This window comes from Paenibacillus pinihumi DSM 23905 = JCM 16419, assembly GCF_000422505.1.
Lineage (GTDB): Bacteria > Bacillota > Bacilli > Paenibacillales > Paenibacillaceae > Paenibacillus_D > Paenibacillus_D pinihumi.
In genome coordinates, this window is the sequence record NZ_KE383869.1 from 127,818 (window position 1) to 148,296 (window position 20,479).

General features: G+C 47.3%; 17 protein-coding genes. 10 read left to right on the forward strand and 7 right to left on the reverse strand.

What is annotated here, in order from left to right:
• Window positions 1-101: 101 nt before the first annotated feature.
• The 4 genes from H583_RS0129630 to H583_RS0129650 all read left to right on the forward strand — a co-directional run bounded on the left by H583_RS0129630 (window position 102) and on the right by H583_RS0129650 (window position 4,544).
• Window positions 102-470 carry a hypothetical protein gene (locus H583_RS0129630; RefSeq protein ID WP_028563651.1) on the forward strand — a complete coding sequence of 123 codons (369 nt, stop codon included), beginning with the start codon at window positions 102-104 and terminating at the stop codon, window positions 468-470.
• Window positions 471-798: 328 nt separating this feature from the next.
• Window positions 799-1,764 (forward strand): copper amine oxidase N-terminal domain-containing protein, encoded by a 966-nt coding sequence (locus H583_RS35785; protein ID WP_051237226.1) that lies wholly within the window; start codon window positions 799-801, stop codon window positions 1,762-1,764.
• 507 nt (window positions 1,765-2,271) lie between these two features.
• Window positions 2,272-3,345, forward strand: a complete 1,074-nt coding sequence (locus H583_RS0129645) for a phosphotransferase enzyme family protein (RefSeq protein ID WP_028563652.1) — start codon at window positions 2,272-2,274, stop codon at window positions 3,343-3,345.
• Window positions 3,346-3,572: 227 nt separating this feature from the next.
• Window positions 3,573-4,544 carry an alpha/beta fold hydrolase gene (locus H583_RS0129650; RefSeq protein ID WP_028563653.1) on the forward strand — a complete coding sequence of 324 codons (972 nt, stop codon included), beginning with the start codon at window positions 3,573-3,575 and terminating at the stop codon, window positions 4,542-4,544.
• A gap of 254 nt (window positions 4,545-4,798) precedes the next feature.
• Here the strand turns inward: H583_RS0129650 and H583_RS0129655 are convergent, their stop codons facing one another.
• The 7 genes from H583_RS0129655 to H583_RS0129685 all read right to left on the reverse strand — a co-directional run bounded on the left by H583_RS0129655 (window position 4,799) and on the right by H583_RS0129685 (window position 11,163).
• Window positions 4,799-5,470, reverse strand: coding sequence for an HAD family hydrolase (locus H583_RS0129655; protein WP_028563654.1), 672 nt, complete (start codon window positions 5,468-5,470; stop codon window positions 4,799-4,801).
• Window positions 5,471-5,537: 67 nt separating this feature from the next.
• Window positions 5,538-6,929, reverse strand: coding sequence for an ABC transporter substrate-binding protein (locus H583_RS0129660; RefSeq protein ID WP_028563655.1), 1,392 nt, complete (start codon window positions 6,927-6,929; stop codon window positions 5,538-5,540).
• Between the two features lie 18 nt (window positions 6,930-6,947).
• Window positions 6,948-7,742: an endonuclease/exonuclease/phosphatase family protein gene (locus tag H583_RS34775; protein WP_051237228.1), complete on the reverse strand. Its 795-nt coding sequence runs from the start codon at window positions 7,740-7,742 to the stop codon at window positions 6,948-6,950.
• A 14-nt stretch (window positions 7,743-7,756) separates the two neighbouring features.
• The gene (locus H583_RS0129670) at window positions 7,757-8,584 is read right to left on the reverse strand and encodes a carbohydrate ABC transporter permease (RefSeq protein WP_245586031.1); all 828 of its coding nucleotides are present in this window, start codon (window positions 8,582-8,584) and stop codon (window positions 7,757-7,759) included.
• Window positions 8,581-9,453, reverse strand: coding sequence for a carbohydrate ABC transporter permease (locus H583_RS0129675; protein ID WP_028563657.1), 873 nt, complete (start codon window positions 9,451-9,453; stop codon window positions 8,581-8,583). Before H583_RS0129675 ends, H583_RS0129670 begins: the two co-directional genes overlap by 4 nt.
• Window positions 9,431-10,075, reverse strand: a complete 645-nt coding sequence (locus H583_RS34780; protein WP_051237230.1) for a glycerol-3-phosphate responsive antiterminator — start codon at window positions 10,073-10,075, stop codon at window positions 9,431-9,433. The genes H583_RS0129675 and H583_RS34780 overlap by 23 nt, the downstream gene beginning before the upstream one ends.
• A gap of 275 nt (window positions 10,076-10,350) precedes the next feature.
• Window positions 10,351-11,163 (reverse strand): class I SAM-dependent methyltransferase, encoded by an 813-nt coding sequence (locus H583_RS0129685; protein ID WP_028563658.1) that lies wholly within the window; start codon window positions 11,161-11,163, stop codon window positions 10,351-10,353.
• A gap of 656 nt (window positions 11,164-11,819) precedes the next feature.
• On the opposite strand from H583_RS0129685, the gene H583_RS0129690 reads away from it, so the two are divergent.
• The 6 genes from H583_RS0129690 to H583_RS0129715 all read left to right on the forward strand — a co-directional run bounded on the left by H583_RS0129690 (window position 11,820) and on the right by H583_RS0129715 (window position 20,388).
• A complete protein-coding gene (locus tag H583_RS0129690; RefSeq protein WP_028563659.1) occupies window positions 11,820-13,019 on the forward strand; it encodes a leucine-rich repeat domain-containing protein in 1,200 nt (399 codons plus the stop codon).
• 258 nt (window positions 13,020-13,277) lie between these two features.
• Window positions 13,278-15,539, forward strand: coding sequence for a CRISPR-associated endonuclease Cas3'' (locus tag H583_RS0129695; RefSeq protein ID WP_211228368.1), 2,262 nt, complete (start codon window positions 13,278-13,280; stop codon window positions 15,537-15,539).
• Between the two features lie 23 nt (window positions 15,540-15,562).
• Window positions 15,563-16,297, forward strand: coding sequence for a type I-C CRISPR-associated protein Cas5c (cas5c, locus tag H583_RS0129700; RefSeq protein WP_028563661.1), 735 nt, complete (start codon window positions 15,563-15,565; stop codon window positions 16,295-16,297).
• 2 nt (window positions 16,298-16,299) lie between these two features.
• A complete protein-coding gene (gene cas8c / locus H583_RS0129705) occupies window positions 16,300-18,081 on the forward strand; it encodes a type I-C CRISPR-associated protein Cas8c/Csd1 (RefSeq protein ID WP_211228369.1) in 1,782 nt (593 codons plus the stop codon).
• Entirely contained in the window at window positions 18,078-18,989 is a 912-nt protein-coding gene (gene cas7c / locus H583_RS0129710; protein WP_028563663.1) for a type I-C CRISPR-associated protein Cas7/Csd2, read from the forward strand. Before cas8c ends, cas7c begins: the two co-directional genes overlap by 4 nt.
• Window positions 18,990-19,083: 94 nt before the next feature.
• Window positions 19,084-20,388, forward strand: a complete 1,305-nt coding sequence (locus H583_RS0129715; protein ID WP_028563664.1) for a VOC family protein — start codon at window positions 19,084-19,086, stop codon at window positions 20,386-20,388.
• Window positions 20,389-20,479: the final 91 nt, after the last annotated feature.

The following is a 20,479-nucleotide window of genomic DNA, read 5'->3' on the forward strand; positions in this document are numbered from 1 at the left end:
TCAACTCTAACAGATGACATTTTCACTGACGATTGACATACTTTTTTTGGGAAATTGTCTATATTAATCATGCAAGAAATCCAACAGAAGGAGAGCGGAATATGGACGATTGGAATCACATATTACAGGGAAAACTCAGGGTTTGGGTAGAACAGATTTTTGGAAGGGATTATCGCCCGGAAGAGGCTGTTCAACTGCGCGGCGGAGCGCAGAAGGTCGTTTATTTGGTTCGTTGTTCGAACGGGTTTCGTTTTATTCTGTATGTTTGGGATTTGCGGTTGAACTACTTTCGGGAAGAGCTGGAGCAAGAGGAACAATCGGAACCCATATCCGGATATGGGGGGAAACAATTTCAAACGGTTAATGCCTGTCTGAGAAACCTTCAGATTCGCACACCGGAACTCTATCACTTTGAACCGGGAGGTCTCGAGGACCAGGCGGATTTCGCATTTGTCGAGTACAAATGCTAAGCTGAGCTCATGCGCGGAGCAAGCAAATGAACTTCGTCCTGATAAGATCACAAATGAGAGCCATCGAATATAAGGGCTCTCCTATTATATGGTTTCAACTCTCGTATTCGTTAGGACCAAATATTCATCTGAACTGCTGTGTGATAAAGAGCGCAGCACGATCCAGGGTTTGATCGGCTTCATCGAGAATACCAGTAAACGCCTGGAAAACATACGGGACGTCGACGATAACGAAAAAATTGTAAAAAAGATTTCTGGCTTGACAGCCTCTTAATCCATAGTAAGATGAGAAATAGTGGTAGTTAAATACATATGTGGGGGTCATGAGTTGAAAAAAGCTTGGATTCTATCTATTTTATGCGTAGTGTTATTCAGTGTGGGCGTTATTCCTGCTTCGGCTGCTGGTAAACGTGCTCACATTTTCGTAGATGGGGTGCCGCTTCAATCCAAATCTATAAGCAAGAATAATGTGTCGTTCGTACCGTTCCGGGAATTGTTCGAAAAGTTGGACATGGATATCAAATTTGATGCGAAGTTGAAGCAAGTTACAGGTACTAACAGCAAACTGAAGATCACCTTCACGGTTGGCAGCAAGGTCGCCTACGTCAATGGTCAGAAGAAGACGCTGCAAGCAGCACCCTTCACAGAGAACGGAACGACGTATATTCCGATTCGGATTGTAGGAGAGGCAACGGGCAACGCTGTGTATTGGTCGTCAAAAGCAAATGTGATTCAAATCAATAGCCCGTCCTTTAAGGGGGCTTCTTATACTATTGACGGTATTCCTATCTATTTCAGTGCTAAAGGGGCTGTTCTCGTCGGTTCTGAGGCCCTGAAGGAACAGAAGATTGTTTACAAGTTAGCTGAGGAAGACGCCATTAAAAATGCCATTGCGAACTTCCCTGAGGTTCGTATTGTAGGTGAGCCGCCGACAGCGGAGCAGTCCAAAGATCCCGGCTACAAAGGATATCCTGACTATTTTGACGTCAATTATGTTACGGCTGTAGAGAAGAAGGAGAAACTGCCCCCGTTGATGAGTCAGGGCTGGATTTCACTAGCGCTGCTGTCGGAGATCGAGAAAGTTAAAAATCTTGGTAGCATGGAACCTAACACTATTGAGATAGGTAAATATATTGGAGGAGACATCGTTAGAAAAAGTATCGTTTTGACGGACGCATACAAGAAAGCAAAAGATGGTGATTTTGTGTTAAGCGATATCCGTGTGAAGAAGTATAAAGGTACAATGTACCTGAATATTGAAGATTTGCAGACGGCAGGACTGATCAAGAATTAAAATATTGGGCGCAGATCGGTGCTATGCATTCATTTGGCTTCCATCCGCTGATAGATTGGCCAGGATACTCTCTTGAGTACCCTGGCTTTTTGCTGTGAAGCGGGACTACGCGTATATTACACGGAATGCTGGCCGTTTAATTATGGGATAAGGCCGTACGAACTTGATCGCGCTGGAGAGAGCTATGCTTGAAATGTATACTTCTAAAATAGATATTGGAGTTTACACGGGAGGGCATGAATGATGGGCGAGGAGCTTTTGGAGCAACTGGGGTTGTGGCATGAGGAAGATGAATTTCAAGCCGGACGTGCTATCTGCCGTCTATGCGCTTCAACCATCTAAACGATATCCCTGAAGGCTTTACAGGTGACACCGTCCCTGCTTCCTTATGCGCCTATCATCGTGTGGCACACATAAATGATCAAAAAAGTTCATTGCACATGCCCATATTATGGTACTCTTTTTGTGCGGTACAAAAAATAGAGGTTTGTGCGAAAGGGAGATCGAATGAATAAAAACGAGGTTGTTTCACTTGGAGAAACCCATTTACTTACGGCAGCAACGGAGCTGTTTGGATTGGAAGGCTATGCAATTCAGCTCATTCCTCCGCATGAAAGAGGACGGAATGTCGTTTATACCTGCCAGAAAGAGGGCGCTGACGACAAAATACTCAGAATCGCTTTCTTGCCTGACAGGAGCCGGGATGATTTTCTAGGTGAAATGGAATATGTGCGGTATCTATTTGAGCATGGGGGCAGTGTCTCAAATGTGATCAGCTCCCGGCAGGGGAATCTGCTGGAGGAGATCACTTGCAACAACCACACCTTCTTTCTCTGCCTGTTTAACAAGGCCAAGGGAAAACAGCTGGTAGAAAACCATTACCAGTACCGGGAAGGCGCTCCACTTTCCGAATATTTTTATAATTGCGGGAAAGTTCTGGGGAAAATGCACCAGATATCGAAAGGCTATACGCCAGTCCATCGCCGGCATAGTTTCTTTGACAAATTCAATGTCGATTATATAGATAAACTGATCCCCGACTCCTTATCTCTGCTTAAGGAGAAGATGGCAGAGCTCTTGAATACCTTAGAAGGATTGGAAAGGAACCAGGAGACGTTCGGGATGATTCATTTTGATTACAATGACGGGAATTATTCCATCGATTTTGATAACGGGCAAATTACCGCATATGATTTCGATAACTCATGCTACTGTTGGTATATGTTTGACTTGGCAGGTCTCTGGACACAAGGAGTGGGCTGGACACAATTTGAACCAGATGCCGCTAAACGTAAAGCATTTATGGATGATTATTATGAAACCGTCCTTGCGGGGTACAGGTCCGAGACCGGGCTCGATGATTCAATGCTGGATCTGCTGACCTTGTTTATCAACGTAAGTATTATGGAAAATATTTTGGATTCCTTTGAGGTGATGCAGAACACCGGCGAGGAAGCGAAGTGTGACGAGGAACTGTCGTATCTCATAAAATGTTTGGAGGACGATATTTCATACAATGGATTTTTCCATGAAATTTACTCCGTTGAAGCAAGGTTTGAATATGAGGCAAGAGATATTTAATGCTCTCTAGCGGTAAAGAGCCCTGTGAGATAGTCTTTCAAGGGCTTTTTTTCATGTAAAGACAGGATCTTCAAGCTGCCGCGCAATACGCTCAAGTTCGTTTGCAAATTTAAGCAATGAATTATGGCTTGATGTTATAAACTGAAAGGGGAGCCTACGTCCAAACCGCATTTTGTTTTAACTTACGCTGTTGCTAATACGAGTTGCTAAGGGCGGATTTGAAAACTATGAAAATAGAAACCCCGAAAAATATAAAAACAATTGTTGCGGTATCAACCATTTTAATACTATTGACTAGCGGAATCCTCTGGCAAAATATAATGCAGAAAAGAGAAGCAAAATTATTTTCAGCACCAGGAGAAATTTATCAAATAAACTCCCATGACATGCACTTGTATGGTATTGGTGAAGGCAAGCCTACAATTGTTTTTGTAGCAGGTTCAGGGACGCCAAGTGCTTTTACAGATTATTATTTTCTGCAAAGCGAACTGCAGCAATATGCAAGGAGCGTAAGTTATGACCATGCGGGATATGGTTGGAGTGAGAAGACAACTATACCAAGAACAATCGATACCGTAGTCGAAGAACTGCACGGGTTGCTTCAGGCAGCGAATGAAACACCACCTTATCTTTTAGTTGGACATTCTCTAGCTTCTTTAGAAGTCATTCATTACGCACAAAAATATCCAGGCGAAGTCAAAGGTATCTTGTTGCTGGATGGTGGCAGTCCTGAATATTATGCAAATGATTTGGAATTAAAATCATATCTAATAAATAGATTTACTGCAGGATTGCGGGTGACCGGAATTGTTAGAGCATTAGGGAATATCGGGGTTTTACTTCCTTTTGCAGGTGAAAACATACGTTATAATTGGCTTCCGGATGATATAAAGGATATAGACATTGCCATGTATTACAATCACATTGGAGATGATAGTAATTTAAATTCGATAAAAAACATGAATGAAAATGCTCAATTCGTCATTGATAGTGGGTACTTAAAAGATATTCCTTTGCACATTTTAACATCGGACAGCGGTGCTAACTGGGAACAGGTGCAACAACAGCTGTTGCATTGGTCCAACGACAGCCATCAGGAAACCCTGGCTAATTCGAAACATTATATTCATTGGTCGAACAAAACAGCAGTTCTTAATAAAATTTTAGACATGCTTGAACTATATAAGTTGAACGAATGAATGTCGCGTAGGGCCGCCGTGTGAAAGGTTCTTCCAATCGCTGTTGTTCCCGGATTTCTTGAATGAACGAAAGATAAGGGGGAAATCCGGGAACAAAGGCGAACGCTTCGCTTCTCCAGAATCCTTTCACACTCTGGCTATCCGACCTCCGTTTCTTTCGTTCAACTTATATAGACAATACGGTTAAATAATAGACAAGGACGATTGGAGACCCTTCAACCGTCCTGTGTCTGTTATGTGCCTGCCTTTATCCTTTATTCTCCAATAAGTCCGACCAGCTCCCCGAAGGTGCCGATCACCTCATCAGCGCCTTCCAGTTCGCCTTCATTGCGAAATCCCGCGTAGTCGCAGCCGACTACGAACAAGCCGTTGCTTTTGCCCGCCTCCACATCCGAAGAGCGGTCCCCTACCATCCAGGCGGAACGGATGCCGTTATCCTCCAGAATAATCCGCACCAGCTCGACTTTGGTTAAGGTACCGTATTCACCGGCGCTGTAAAAGCCATCGAACAGATCCGCGATCCCCATTAACCGGGGAATCTCCTTCACGTATTCCTCCAGGCCGTTGCTTGCGATAAACAGCCGAATGCCGCGGTCCTTCAGCGTCCTTAGCGTCCCGGAAACGTCCGGATAAAGATTCCCTTTCCCCGCCTCCAGCTCTTCAAGCCCGTATTGCAGGAGCAGTTCGTTTGCGCGCTGACGCGCTTCTGCGGACCCGCCCGGCATGACGCGCTGCCAGATTTCTTCGAGCAGCATCCCGAGGGAGCCAAGCAACCGTCCTACCGGAGGCTCTCCCCCGGCGTACAATCCTTCTTCGTTCAAGGTTCTGAATACTCTGCGGTGCACGGGAACGAGCAACGATTCGGTTTGAAAGAGGGTGCCATCCAGATCAAAAAGAACGGCTTCCGGCAAATTAGTGGGAGTCATAGGCCCCTCCTTTAATTTTTTCATCATAGATGATTTTTTTGAAAAAGAACTGCCGCTTGCACATCTTTTACTTGTTAGCCCGGTTATACTCCTCAAGCGCTTTGTTTGCTTTGGCTGCCATATCCGATACGGCTGTGTCGATATCCTTTTTGTTCAAAACAAAAGACAGGATTTCTTCTTTTAGGAACGTGCTGATCTCATTGTTCACCGCGCTCATCGGCTCCTGCACCTGCGGAGAAGAGGAATGGAGCTGATCGATCGCCGTTTTGAATAACGGATTTTTCTCCAAATGTTCATTCATCGCTGGCAAGTCATACGTTTTGCGGTTGACCGGGAAATAGCCGGTGCCTTGATGCCAGATCAACTGTGTTTCCGGAGCCGAGCTGTACTTGATATAATCCCATGCTGCGTCGATTTTGGCCTGATCTCCCCTGTCCATGACATAGAGAGCCGATCCGCCAACGGCCACACCGCCTTTGTCGCTTGCATTAACCTTCGGATAGAAGGCGGTGCCGACTTCGAACTTGTCGCCGACGGAATTGAGCACGCCTCTTAGCGCGGCAGTTGAATCGACGAACATGGCCAGCTTGCCTGCTGCGAATTCTTCCTTAACGTTGGCATCGGCTCCGGTTTGGACCCCGCCCAGATCAACGGCCTTCTTCCACTCCGTCAAAAAGTTCTTCATAGCGCCTGTCTTGTCGAATTCGACCGCTGTCATCGTATCGGCCCGCCCGCTCTCGTTGTTGCCCAGGAACCCGCCTTGCATCCCGATCCAACTGGACATCTGATACAGTTCAGGCGTCAAGATGAAGCCCCACTGCTTGGATGGTTTGTCGGTTAGCCTCGCCGCCATCTCTCCCAGTTCCGCAATCGTAGCGGGTGGCTTCGAGGCATCCAGGCCCGCATCTGCGAACATGCTTTTGTTGTAATAAAGCAAGATCGTGGAGTTGGCGAATGGAATGCCTACTATTTTATTTTGGAAGCTGAACGTTTGGACGGCGTTCGGTTCCAAATCATCGATTTGGAAAGAAGAGTCCTTGCCGATCAGGTCCTGCGCCCAGACAATGCTCGGAATGCTTTTCATCACGGCAACATCACTTGCCGGGGATTGAACGAGGTCCGGCAGGTTTTTGAAATCTTTCGCTTGTACGGCTGCTCTTACTTTTTTCATCAGATCGCCATAGCTGCCTTGAAAGACGGGTGTAATTGTGATCCCTTTCTCTTTGCCGATTGTTTCATTGTAAGTTGCGGCTACTTGTTTGATCACTTCTTCATTCGTACCACTCATCGCATGCCAAAACGTCAGATTAACGGGTTCGGCAGAAGTTGACCCAGACCCGGACGGCGAAGTGCCGGTGCTGGTGTTCGCCGCCGGTTGATTGCTGCTGGATGGATTGCCGCAAGCGGCCAACGAAACGGTAAGCAGAAGTGCCGAAACGATTAGCATTAATTTTTTCATGGGTGTCCCTCCGGGATGTTAGATGGATGTTTCACTTATGAATAATTGCGATTGGACCGGATAATGATCAGACGGATAACCGTCCTGCACGAGGTCGCGCACGATGATCGTTTCGTGGCATTCGATATCCGGGCTGAACAAAATGTAGTCGATCGGGCTTCCTTTCTCACCCCCTTTATAGTCGTGGAAGGTCAGGGCATGAGCCCGTTCTTCATCCGTAAATCGGTCGTAGCAGCTTAGCAGCGGCTCATCGCCTTTCAGAACCTCCAGCAGGCCGCTTTCCGGAGTATCGTTAAAATCGCCAACGAGCACAGCAGGCAAACGACGGTCACTGTTCAATTCAGCCAGACGTGCGCGAATCAGTTTCAGCCCTTCTTCTCTGGCCGTTTGTCCGGCATGGTCTAAATGCGTGTTCAACAATCGCAGAACAGGTTCGGACTCTCCCGCAGCGGCCAGTTCAACCCATGAGCAAATGCGTTCGCAATGGGCATCCCAGCCGAAGCTTCCGATGCTGTCCGGCGTCTCGGACAACATAAAAGAGCCGCGGCGCAGAATCGTAAACCGGCTGCGTTTCACAAAGATTGCGCAATATTCTGAATTATCCGACCGTTTGCTGCGGTTGACCCCATAGCAGTCGTACTCGTCGTGAAGCCGCTCTTTGAGCCAGTCCATCATGGCCGTATTCGCTTCCTGGGTGCCGATGAGATCGGGATTGTATTCCCGGATCAGTTCCACGGCCCAATCTCTGCGTTGTTCCCACACATATGGATCCGTTGTGACCGCTACGCGCAAATTGAATGTCATGATTTTCATTTAAGTAGGTCCCCCTATCCTTTTAAGCCTCCGGATGTGACGCCGAAGACGAGCTGCTTTTGAAAGATTAGAAACACGATGATGGATGGAATCAGAATGACCGTTACACCAGCCATGATCGGACCGTAAACCATTCCTTCCGGGAACTGCAGCATTGTGATGCCGACCTGAACGGTTCTCATGCTCTCCGAATTCGTGACCAGCAGAGGCCATAAATACGCATTCCACAACCCGAGAAAAGAAGCGATCGTGATGGAAGACAGGACGGGCATCGACATCGGCAGCAAAATCTGCAGATAAAACCGGACATCCCCGCAGCCGTCGACAAATGCGGCGTCCCTATAGTCTCTCGAGATGGTCAGAAAATGCTGGCGCAGCATAAACATAAAGGTGGCCGACACCAGCATGACCGCGATAATGCCGCTGTATGAATCGATCAGTCCCATGTCCGCTATGGTCATATAATTCGTAATCATGAGCATATCACCGGGAATCATCATGGTCGCAAGAATAAACAGGAACCAGAAGCGCTTCCCCCTAAATTCCAAATAGGAAAAGGCGTAGGCGGCCAGACTGCTTGTGATCAGTCGCCCGAGCGTGCCAACTGCAGCGACAAGGAACGAATTGCCCATGAAGCGAATTACCGGAGTCGAAGAGAAGACGGTCGCGTAATTATCCCAAATCGCATGATCCGGAAACAGCTTCGGAGGATAAGAGCTTAGCTCGGACGCGCTCATGAAGCTGACGCCCAGGCTGTAAAGGACAGGAAAGACGACGAGAAGTCCCGCGATCAGGGAAACGACGTTCACCATGATTTCCATGGCGTGTTTTTTTGTCCTCAATGATAGTGCACTCCTTTCTTCTCGAAGGCGAAAGTAATGAAAGTGAAAATCATGACAATGACGAAAATGACGGCGGCGATCGCGCTGCCATACCCGTATTTGCTGTTCTCGAAAGCCACGATGAACATCCGGTAAATCAATGTTTCCGTCGATCCCATCGGTCCGCCTTTAGTAATGACAGCCACTGGCCCGAATACCATCAGCGAACCGATCAGATCCGTGGTGAACAGAAAAAACAGAGTTGGCGAGATAAGTGGCAGCTTAATGTGCCACAGCTTCTGAATGTAGCCGCCTCCGTCCAGCTCCGCCGATTCGAGAAGATCGCCCGGAACGTTCCGCAGAGCTGCCAGAAGGAACAGGAAGCTGAAGCCGATGCCCATCCAGACCGCCACGATTGCAATGCCTGTCAGCGCGTATTTCTCATCGCCGAACCAATTTACCTGGAGTCCGGTTAAATAATTGAACATCCCGAGCGTCGGATTCATCAGCAGCTGAAAGATCAAGGCGGCCGAAGACATGGATACGGCCATCGGCAGCGCGAACATGATCTGATAAATGGAGCTGCCTCTTCTTTTTTTCTCCGCAAGCAGCGACAGCAGCAAGCTGATCAGCAGCGTCGCGGGGATCGTAATGAGTGCGAATTTGAACGTGTTGAGCATGGCAGTCCAGAATCGTTCGTCCTGCATCACGGCTATGAAATTATCCAAACCGATGAATTCGACCGGATTTCCGACGACATCCACCAGCATGAATCCCAGGAAAAAGGTTTTGAACAGCGGGTAATAATTGAACAAAAAAATCAGCGCCACACTCGGCAGCAAGAACAAATACGGCTTAACCAGACGCTTAACGTTTAGCGGACGTTCCACCTATGGTCCCCCCCTCTGCCACGGCATGGCTCTCTTCCGGTTCAAGCGTGACCGGCTCTTTCCATAACCCGCGACTGCTCGTGGATACCGCTGCCGCGCCGCTTTGCAGTGCCTGAACGATATGGTCCCTGGATTGAATCAGCCCGCCTGCGATAATGGGAATGCCCGTTTCTTTCTGGTACAAGCTGATGTATTCCATCAAAAGCGCCGGCATCACTTCAACGGCATCCGGCTTTGTGTCCCGGACCGAAGATATGCCGGATCGGACCGAGTCGCTATCGAACAGGAACACCCGTTGAATCGTCAGGAGCCCTTCCTTTTTTGCCTGCCTGATGCAGTGATTCCTGGTGGTCACGATGCCGTCCGGCTTTACGCAATTGGCCAAAAAGGCCATCCCTTCGTCGTCCAGGCTTAATCCACCGATTCGTTCAATGTGTACAAACACGGGAATGCCGTTTGATTTGTACAATTTGACCAGCGGGATGATGTTCCCGATATTTCCTACGGAGAGCGCAACGGCACTGACCGGCGCTTTTAACGCCTTCTCCAACGACTTATGCTCTTTGAGGGATGCAATGATCCGATACTTTTGCATACGCTCATGAAACTCTCTGGCCTGCATTCAATCCTCCCCTTTCGCAAAAAACCTCCAACAGATCCCCTCTATTAAAAAGAGGGAAATCTATTGAAGGTTTCTCCATAACTCCACCTAAAGCTATTTACTTATAACTGAAGGATAACACCGGAGTGTTAAAACTGTGTTATCCCAGTTTCATAGTTTTGCTATAATTTTAGCGGTTCTTGATTTTGATTATGATACGGGGAATTCCATAGTTGAAAATAGATACCGGCTGCCAGCCGGCAGCTGTTTAACTAACGGGATTAAGTTATCCGATTCTATAGTTTTCTTGCTTTGATTACAAAAGTTACAGGAAGCATCTTTGCTTTTTTCGCAAAATCGCTGTTGCCGCCCTGCGGTTGCATCAGATCATCATCCGATTCCTCAATCAGTTGCTCAATGACAAATCCCGCTTTTGCCAATGCATTCACATAGGTTGACAGTTTGCGGTCCGATAATGTAATCTCACCGTCATCAAGAGATACCGAATACCAGGACTCATCGAAATAACATTTTTTAAAAGCAAGCGTATTATTTTCTGCAGCAACACATTTGTGTATAGGGTGAGACCAACTGAAAATAAATACACCGTCTTTTTTAAGGTAAGAAGCGATCCGGCTAAAAGTACCGTCAAGGTCGGTGGTCCAGCCTATGGCATAAACGGAATAAACAAAGTCAAAATAATCTGCTGGCAGGCCACATTCTTCTTCCATGGGAGAACAGATCAATTTTGCTGAGAGGCCGCGTGCCTTCAAATGTTGCGCTGCCTTTTCGATTTGTTTTTCGGATATATCCACAGCCCATAGTTCAGCTGCGTTGCGTTCCCCCTGATATTGCAAGGAATGGCCGGTTCCACAGCCGATCTCCAGCATCTTTTTCCCGGAGACATCGCCAAAAAGCTGGCATTTCTCTTCGGAGACAAATGCTCCATAGAAAGGAAGCGCGGTTGCTCCTATGATTTCATTTCCTTTTGTGTCCCAAAAGATGCTATTTGTTTTGTGAATAGAATTCTTGTCCATGTCGACCGAGATGGCACTGCCAACCTCCCCAGCGCCTATAATATTTGTTCTATAAACTGAATTCTTGTCCATGCCGACGCCCTCCCCAAATCTAAATAATATGAGTCTAAACGTAAATCCCGACTTGCGTGTGATGCTAATTACAGATATCAAACACGAACACTCTGCAAGAGCGCCCCGAACTGCTCATTAAGCAGCAGCACCTGTCAATTACTGGACTTTGTTAATGATGATCAAATTGTAGACAGTCTAAGAACAGTCATAATTGTAATCTTAAATGGAAAAAGGAGGCAAACAACAAAAACAAGCGTTCGCTTTTTATTTTGTTCATAGGATTGTAGACACAGATTGCTTTCAAAGTGTTTTCAAATACAAGAATCTCTTTAAATCTCATTATTTCTTGGAAATTCATAATTTGACTTATTATCAAATCTTGAGATGGGGCTCTCATTTTAATAGTAAGTTCATTAACCTAAGGGTGGCAGCGTGTGAACTTTTATCATACTTTTTATGAAAAGGGGCATTTCAGTCAAAATTTTGCCCAAAGATCCATTTTTTCCTTTTTTAAGTTGATTAAATACGAATATATGTTCTATACTAGAAATAGTAGCTCATCAAGATGGATGTCCTGAGATGCCTGGTTCGCCGTCAAAGAGGCCATTCATGCCGGATCAGTTTTCACACCTTGCCAAAAAGATTTGACAGGTACAGAAGAAAGGATGATAGAGATGCCAAATGGCAATGAGGTTGCCGGAACTGTTACAGCAAAAGGCCGTTATACCATCGACCTGACAGGTCCCGGCAGCCACACGCTTGTCACTCAGCCCGGTGTCGGCAGTCTATCCATTGGACCACCACACATGGGGAAAAAAGCGGACCTTCATGTTGCGCCTGATGCACATATCGATTGGACCGTATTTGAGCCCTTCGCCACGCCAGCCGGCTCGCCCTGGCCGCGATTTTTGCACTATACAGGAAGTGACGCAGGCTTTTTTGAATGGGCACAGAAACGTCCTATTGAAGAGATGACTTGGGCTCCGATCCTGTCTGCGGACACGGCGGCGGATGCGGGCGAGTCTAATATACATGGCCTGCACATCATGCTGGACCAGCCCGGGGGACATCTAAGCCTCAATCTGCCCAAGCAGCATTTCCGGCTGAGTGTGTCCGGCGATCTGGCACGTTTCTCGGCCACTGGCGGACTGCCCTATTTGCTGACATTGGCACCGCACACCAGTCGGCGCAAGGATGACACGCCTTATTTGCTGCCTGATCTGGGGGAGCTGCACCAGGTGACGAGCCTGACGCTGCAGAACACGCCGCTCGGACAGCCCGTCTCACTGGAGTTTCTGAGCCGTTTCCCAAACCTGAACGCCCTGAACTTGTGGGGGAACTTCTGTGATTTGGATTTGTTGGCTTATCATGACCGGTTAACGAATTTAGAGCTGCGCTTCATGCCTAATCTAAGAGATCTGCCTGCCTTGGACACGTGGCCGCTTCTGGAGAGTTTTATCGCGTACAATGTGGAAGAGGCGGCAGGCAAGAGGCTGAGGCAGCAAATGAAAACGCGCGGGAAAGCCCGTCCATGGGCAGGCCATGCTTCCGTGAGCCAGTTGCGAAAGCCGGAATGGTGGATAACCGAATATGGCCGCCCGTTCTCGTCCTGGCCCAAACGTCTGGCAAAGGTGGCTAACGAAGCTTTTGATACTGCTCTGGCAGCCTTGGCCCAGTCCCGCAGCTTCGACGATGCCGAGGCAGCGATTACGGCTTTCACCTTGCACTTTAATACCCTCAAAGGCATCGAAACGACCGAACGGGAAGACCTTGGTGAAGCGGTATGGCAGCTCAGCCAGTCTGACCACCTGATTGGTCAGCCTATACCTGAGGAGATGGCTCAGCGCTGGTTTGATGCGGCACGTGATTATTGAATGAATGATTGGCTTGTTTAAAAAGAAGCTTGCATTCAAGCAGCTCGCAGTATTTATCTAAAAATGTAAAGATATCATTTATTCCATCAAATATTGCTATATAATAGTAAAAAGAAGTGGGCATTTGGCCTAATACGCCAATATATAATTCGGCGTCAAACTTCTTTAGAATCTCCTATCTCTATAATCAATTAAATATAGTAATCAACACATGTAATTACTCTTTTTTATCTTAGAGTATAGGAGTTGGGGAGTCGATTGAGTATCAAATATATAGCCCATGTGCGAAGAAATACGGATGGCAGTTGGGCAGAGCCGCATGGTTTGGCCAATCATTCCGAAGGAACAGCAAGTAGAGCCGAATCTTTCGCCTCCAAATTCCAGTCCCAACAATGGGCCAAAGCAGCAGGATGGGGACATGATGCAGGCAAAGGCAGACCCGAATGGCTTGCATATTTGATACTGAAGAGCGGTTACGATCTGGAAGCCCATCTCGAAGGCAAAACAGGTAAAGTTCTTCATGCCATTCATGGAGCGGAACTGGTTGAGCGTATATATGGCAAGGGCATCGGCCGCTTGCTTGCCTATTGCATTGCCGGTCATCATACAGGACTGCCGGATTGGTCCAGCGTCGAAGGGGCCGGACAAGCTTCGTTACAATTTAGAAAATCGCAAGTTAACGAAATGGATCTTGAACAAATTGATCCCTCGTTGATTGCAAAGCTGCAAGAGTTTAAGCCTCTTCGACCACCTTGGAAGTTTAAGGGCGGATTGGACATGTCACTCTGGATTCGAATGTTATTCTCCTGTTTGATCGATGCTGATTATCTGGATACGGAATCCTATATGAATCAAGCAAAGGCATCGATCAGAGGAAGGTATCTTTCCATTGCGGAGCTAAAGGAACGACTCCAACTGCATAACGAGGCTTTAGCTAAGAAAGCTGACCCTACGCCTGTGAATGTCATCCGGGGCGAGATTCTCCAGAAATGTATCCAAGTTGCACAAGGAGCACGAGGAATCTATTCTATGACAGTCCCGACCGGCGGGGGTAAAACGTTGAGTGGGCTGACTTTCGCTCTGGAACACGCTTTCGCGCAAGGACTTCATCGAGTGATTTATGTCAGCTCCTACATGAGCATCCTCGAACAGAATGCGGAGGTGTTCCGTACGGCTGTAGGTGATGATCAAGTCATTGAACATCATTCTAATGTAATTGGAGAAGAGGTGGACGATAAGATCAGGTTGGCAATGGAAAATTGGGATGCACCGCTGATCGTGACGACATCGGTACAATTTTTTGAATCGTTGTTTGCGGCCAAACCGGGCCGTTGCCGGAAGTTACACAATATCGCAAACTCCGTCATTGTGCTGGATGAGGTACAACTGCTTCCGCCAGCATTTCTGGCTCCTATTCTGGAAGCGCTTCAATTGTTAGTTGATCGTTATAATGTCAGCATTGTTCTTTCAACCGCAACACAGCCGGCCTTAAAAGAGCGAAGGATGGGCGATCAGCTATTCCAAGGGCTAAAAGATGTAAAGGAGATTATCGGGACAGACGAGCAGGTTCAATCGCTCTACGACGCGCTTATTCGGACGGAAATACAATTTCCGAATGATCCGTATGCTATTGAAAGTTGGGAAAATATTGCTGAGCAGTTGATACAATTTGATCAAGTGTTGTGTATTGTGTCCGATCGGAAAAGCTGTCGCGAACTACATGGGCAACTGCCTGCTGGTACCTATCATTTATCGACTTTAATGTGTGGACAGCATCGCAGCGACAAGATTCGGGAGATTAAGGAAAAGCTTGAGCAAAATGTTACACAGAAGCTTGAGAGCTGTCTGCCTGTGAGGGTAATCAGCACGCAACTGGTAGAAGCCGGTGTGGATTTGGATTTCCCGGTAGTCTATCGGGCATTTGCGGGATTGGATTCCATTATGCAAGCAGCCGGCCGATGCAATCGGAATGGCAAGCTGCTGCCTGAACTAGGCAAAGTCGTCGTATTTCATCCGCCCAGACCAGCTCCGATTGGGATTTTGCGCAAAGCTTCTGAGACGACAAAAAGCATCTTGTCCATGTCAACCGCTGATGCGGTCACAAGTCCCGCCGTTTTCGAAAAGTTTTTTAAAGAATTGTATTGGAGGGCACACTCGCTGGACGAAAAAGAAATCGTTCGGCTGCTTGATCCTCAGCGCAATGATCCAAAGGAGTGTAGCATTTTTTTTCGGACGGCTGCGGAAAGATTTGAGCTTATTGATGATACCAATCAAAGAACGATCTTGGTCCCATACCGGGACGGACGATTATTGCTTGATAACTTAAGATTAAACGGCCCTGACCGCCATCTTATGCGAAAGCTCCAACGATATACGGTAACCTTGTATAAGCGGGAATTTGAAGCATTACAGAGACAAGGGGCAGTTAAGGAAATTTGGTCTAATATTTTCGCTTTAACTTCTGAAATTCATTACTCCGAGGAAGTAGGTATATTGATTGAGCTGTTGGCTTCATTGTAAGGGTAAAGAGAGGAGGGCTTAATTTGCAAAGTTGGTGTTTGGAGATATGGGGTGAGTATGCTTGTTTTACCCGCCCGGAGATGAAAGCGGAGCGGGTAAGCTACGACATCATGACGCCTTCGGCTGCGCGGGCTATTTTTGAAGCCATCCTGTGGAAGCCTGCGATACGTTGGCATATTACGAAAATAGAAGTGTTGAATCCAATCAAATGGATCAGTGTACGCAGAAATGAACTGGATAAGAAAGCTGCTATTCCTACGGCCAGACAAATGGCGGGCATGCCTGGTCCACCTATGGGAATGGCGGTAAGCGAAAGAATTCAACGTGCGGGGTTATTGCTGAGGGATACGCGTTACCGTATTTACGGGTATTTTGAGTTTATCCCCCCTGAAGAGCGCGCAATCAATCATCCACACGGGGAGGAGCATTGGGCAGATGAGAAGGAACGCAAAGAAATCGTCAGACTGGACGAGAATCCAGCTAAATATGCGGCTATGTTCGAGAGACGGGCGCGGAAAGGACAATGCTTCCACCGACCGTACCTTGGTTGCAGAGAGTTTGCCTGCGATTTCCGGCTGATTAAAAATCCGGAGCAAGAGCCGACGCAGCCCATTCAAGATACGAGGGATTTAGGTTTTATGCTGTACGATATGAATTTTGATTACCACCATGCCGACCCATCACCGTTATTTTTTCGGGCATATATGAAGAATGGAATTGTAAATACCGACCGGCGGGAAATCGAGGTGAGAGGATGATCTTGCACGCTTTAAAGGAGTATTATGATCGCAAAGCAGTAATTGGAGAAATCGCCCCAGACGGCTGGATTGGGGGCGGGATTGATTTTCTGTTTGAACTGGAGCGGGATGGCCAGCTGTGTGACATTGCGGATTTACGAGAAGGAACAGGCAAGAAAAAACAGCCTCGCCCATTCCAGCTCCCGAACATCGGCAATCAAGCCTTGAAGCATACAAACAGTGGTACGGACGCTAACTTGCTCTGGGATAACGCCAAATTCGTTCTTGGTCTGGGGCCGAAAGGCGATTTGCATCTGCAAAGCATGATCGACACTATCGACCAATGGTTGGGGCCAACAGACGATGCCAGCGTTGTGGCGGTGCGCGCTTTTCTGGAGCAGGGGCTGAAAGATCGTAATCATTTTAAACTGGCGATGGAACATTCCGAGTATGGAGAGCCGTTAGGGACAGGTAGCGTCAGAGTAAGTTTTCGCGTCAAAGAGACCCCATATCCGATTGTATTCCAATCGCCGATAGTTGCTTCGGCCTTGGAGCGAGAGGAAGAGGGCACTGATCATTCAGTAATAGCAACCTGTTTGATTACGGGAGAGCAAAATGTTGCGGTAGCTATTACACATCCGGTTATTAAAGGGATACGAGGCGCACAGTCGGCCGGAGCGAGCATCGTAAGCTTCAATGAAGAGGCTTTTACCTCGTATGGCAAAAAGCAAAGTCTGAACGCACCTGTCAGTAAAAAAGTGGCTACTCAATATACAAAGGCATTGAACATGCTGCTTGAATCTAAACAGAAGCTAAATGCTGGCGACATGTCAATTGTATACTGGGCTGAAAAGGAGAGTGACTTCGAATCGGAGTTCTCCGCGTTTTTTGAGGAGCCCCCGAAGGATAATCCCGACATAGGAACGGAGAAAATCAATGCCTTGCTTCAATCCGTTCATTCAGGAGCCTACGTGGAGGACAGCAGTAAGACACGTTTTTATATTGTCGGTCTATCTCCGAATATGGCGCGCATCTCTATCCGGTTATGGCAGATTGCAACCGTGTCCGAATTTGCCACCCGCATTAGGCAATACTTCGAGGATTTAGCGATCACGAAGCCTGCGAAGGAGCCGGAGTACTATTCGATATGGAGAATTCTGGTCAACATTGCCGTCCAGGATAAGAGCGAAAATATCCCGCCGAACTTAGCAGGCGAGTTCATGCGCTCCATATTAGAAGGGACACCGTATCCGGTAACGTTGTTGCAGGCAGCGTTACGTCGTATTCGCAGCGATACGGAATATCGCGTGAAGCCTGTACGAGCAGCTTTGATTAAGGGTTATCTAAACCGCTATTTGCGGTTTTATCCCAACCAAAGTTATAAGGAGGTAGGAATAGTATTGGACACTCATCAAACGTCGATTGGTTATCATCTCGGCAGGCTATTTGCCGTATTGGAAAAAATTCAAGAAGAGGCCAATCCAACAATTAAAGCCACGATTCGAGAAAGATTTTACGGGGCAGCTTGTACAACGCCGGTTACGGTGTTTTCAAATCTTCTACGCTTAAAAAATCATCATTTGGCTAAACTCGACAGCAAAGGACGTGTTGTCAGTTTTGAAAAATTGCTTATGGAAATCATGGGTAAGCTGAAAAATTTTCCGGCCCATCTCAATCTACAAGAGCAAGGAATGTTCGCCCTGGGTTATTACCATCAGCGACAGGACTTTTTTACGAGCAAGAAGGCGGAAGCAGCCGATAATGCCGATAGCGAAACCATGATCAAGGAGGAAGAAAGAGCATGAGCGATCTGTTGAACAAAAGATATGATTTTGTCGTTTTCTTTGATGTACAGGATGGAAATCCCAACGGTGATCCCGATGCCGGCAACTTGCCGCGAGTTGACCCCGAGACGGGACATGGATTGGTTACGGATGTTAGCTTGAAGAGAAAAGTACGCAATTATGTTAGCTTAAGGATGGAGGAACAGCCGCCATATTCAATTTTTGTAAGAGAAAAATCGATTTTGAACCAGACAATTGAACAAGCCTATATTAGTTTAGATATTGATTTGAATGAAAAGCCGGCTGACCCCCAGGACGGTAAAAAGCGGAATAAAGTCGGACAAGGACAAGGCAAGGAGATTGATCGCGCAAGACAATTTATGTGTCAAAACTTTTATGATATTCGCACGTTCGGGGCCGTACTATCCACCGGTCCAAATGCCGGTCAGGTGCGGGGCCCTGTACAGCTTACGTTTGCCAGATCGATCGATCCAATTGTTTCGCTCGAGCATAGCATTACCAGAATGGCTGTAGCGACGGAAGCAGAGGCCGATAAACAAGGTGGCGATAACCGTACGATGGGAAGAAAGTTTACGATTCCATATGGTTTATATCGTGCACACGGATTTGTATCCGCTCCGCTGGCAAGTCAAACCGGATTTTCGGAAGTCGATTTGGAATTGCTATGGGAATCGCTCGCGAACATGTTCGAGCACGATCGATCAGCGGCGCGCGGCCTGATGGGCACTCGGAAGCTAATTATATTCGAACATTCGTCCAAGATGGGAAACATCCCAGTACAGACACTATTCGATGCAGTTACTACCGAATTGAAGGATCCAAGCAAGTCGGCTCGGAGCTATGGCGACTACAACATTTCGGTTAATCAGGAAATGATTCCGTCTAGTGTGAGAGTGATTGAACGGTAAGTGTTAAGAAAAGCAGTTCGTAGCGGGAGTGATTAAAAGAAGGTTCTGGGAAGAACGCTCTTTATTTTTCACTAAATTCCTAAGGGAGACGGATATGAAAATAACGTTGGAAGAAAAATTATCAGATTTGACCGCCAACATTGAAAACTACACAACTAAAACAAATGACGGGCTGTCTTTATACCAGGAGCATCATCTGGACAAAACATACGTGCTCACCCCTAGAGCCTATAAGGTTCCGGTAAGGATTGAAGCGGTGGCCCGGACAGATTCCAGCAACATTAGGCTCAAGTATGCAAAAGGGCAAATCATTTTTAACTGGGAGCGTAACCATGATTCCTTGCGCTGTGGAGAGCCGTCCAAAGGCGCGGCGTACAACAATATGAACGGGAGGATTCCCGTCAATGAATGGAATCATTTTGTGTGGGAGATTGAACCTGATTTCATGAGAGTGACGGTAAATGGAACAGAACGGTTGTTTTTGGAAGGCAAATTTTTGAACGTAATAGGTCAGGCCGGAATCGGATCAGCGTTCCGTTCGAATGTGGATGTGAAGTCGTTTTGCGTCGCGGGCGAGGAGACAGATCCGCCGCCTGCCCCGCCCAAACCGCTGTTGTTCGAATACGATGAAACGCATATCTCTATTCCCGATGGTTCTCTGGAGACAGCGGTACAATGGTATGCAGATCATCTTGGTCTTGAGCCGAAGCCCGGCTCGGGCCCTTGCCTGCTTCATCCATCGATGAAAGGGATTCTTATGATGTTCCCGGATGGTCGCGGTTCTCTGCACCTGATTACAGTGTCGGAGGATCAAGAGCATTTCCGGGTGATCAGGGGACAAGCGGATAGCTTTCGCATGCAGCTCAAGGCGAAGGATGTCAACGCTGCATATGCCTACGCTCAAGAAAACGGTATCCGCACAAGCAGCCTGTTTGAGGAGCGTGGGGGAACATGGTTTCATCTGTACGATCCCTATGGCAACCGGCTGACTGTTACGCAAGGAAAAGACTCCGATGTCGGGCAGGCAGGTTCAGGAATTTACAGTTGTGATATGCCAGTCGTCGGCGTCAGTGATCTTGAAAGGTCTGTACAATGGTATACCAAAGTGCTCGGTTTGAAAAAATCCGGTCGTGTGTCTGGTGACGGGCATGCGATGATGCGGGGGAATTACCGGCATAGCGGCGCAATCGTGAACATCCTGCAGCTTGTACATGAGCCAGACTGCTCAAATCCCGCTGCCAGCAGGCCTGGTGTGCGCCAGTACTTTTTTGTAGAGCGTCATAACCTGAAGAAAGCCTATCAGAAAGCACAAAAATGGTGCACGCTGGTTTCCCCGCTCCAGGATAAGTCGTTCTATTTCTACGACCCGGACGGCAATCGGATCAACGTATTTTCATAGAATACTCCATAGCCTATGTTAAAATAGACATATTACAACCAGACCAGGCCGCCGATCATTTCGACGGCCTTTTTTACAACATAGGAGGGTT

What these genes read in the sequence shown, in the direction of transcription:
- H583_RS0129630 (WP_028563651.1), top strand. Translation starts at nt 102, where the DNA reads ATGGACGATTGGAATCACATATTACAGGGAAAACTCAGGGTTTGGGTA.
- H583_RS0129645 (WP_028563652.1), top strand. Translation starts at nt 2,272, where the DNA reads ATGAATAAAAACGAGGTTGTTTCACTTGGAGAAACCCATTTACTTACG.
- H583_RS0129650 (WP_028563653.1), top strand. Translation starts at nt 3,573, where the DNA reads ATGAAAATAGAAACCCCGAAAAATATAAAAACAATTGTTGCGGTATCA.
- H583_RS0129655 (WP_028563654.1), bottom strand. Translation starts at nt 5,470, where the DNA reads ATGACTCCCACTAATTTGCCGGAAGCCGTTCTTTTTGATCTGGATGGC.
- H583_RS0129660 (WP_028563655.1), bottom strand. Translation starts at nt 6,929, where the DNA reads ATGAAAAAATTAATGCTAATCGTTTCGGCACTTCTGCTTACCGTTTCG.
- H583_RS34775 (WP_051237228.1), bottom strand. Translation starts at nt 7,742, where the DNA reads ATGAAAATCATGACATTCAATTTGCGCGTAGCGGTCACAACGGATCCA.
- H583_RS34780 (WP_051237230.1), bottom strand. Translation starts at nt 10,075, where the DNA reads ATGCAGGCCAGAGAGTTTCATGAGCGTATGCAAAAGTATCGGATCATT.
- H583_RS0129685 (WP_028563658.1), bottom strand. Translation starts at nt 11,163, where the DNA reads ATGGACAAGAATTCAGTTTATAGAACAAATATTATAGGCGCTGGGGAG.
- H583_RS0129690 (WP_028563659.1), top strand. Translation starts at nt 11,820, where the DNA reads ATGCCAAATGGCAATGAGGTTGCCGGAACTGTTACAGCAAAAGGCCGT.
- cas7c (WP_028563663.1), top strand. Translation starts at nt 18,078, where the DNA reads ATGAGCGATCTGTTGAACAAAAGATATGATTTTGTCGTTTTCTTTGAT.
- H583_RS0129715 (WP_028563664.1), top strand. Translation starts at nt 19,084, where the DNA reads ATGAAAATAACGTTGGAAGAAAAATTATCAGATTTGACCGCCAACATT.